This is a genomic window from Pseudovibrio sp. W64 (genome assembly GCF_001623145.1).
Taxonomy (GTDB): domain Bacteria; phylum Pseudomonadota; class Alphaproteobacteria; order Rhizobiales; family Stappiaceae; genus Pseudovibrio.
The window spans coordinates 16,697-16,930 of the sequence record NZ_LMCI01000011.1; the positions used below are offsets into that span (position 1 = coordinate 16,697).

Below are 234 nucleotides of genomic sequence, written 5' to 3' on the forward strand. Positions count from 1 at the left end.
GCAAGCCTCAAACGAAATAGTCTAGGCCAAATTAAGGATGCCGTTTCGATCAGCAAAAGGCCCGCTTGCGTCGAAGACCGTGCAATACCGGGGCATTGGGAAGGTGATCTGATCGGAGGATCCAAGAATAGCTATATCGCCACTCTTGTTGAGCGGCAAACACGCTATGTCATGTTGATTAAGGTTGCCAACAAAGACACGAGCAGTGTTATCTCCGGGTTGATCAAACACACC

At 49.1% G+C, this 234-nt stretch carries 1 protein-coding gene; it reads left to right on the top strand.

Annotated elements, in window-relative coordinates; all coding sequences use genetic code 11:
- On the top strand, positions 1-234 hold a 234-nt coding region (locus tag PsW64_RS27755; protein ID WP_446737463.1), incomplete at both ends, for a transposase.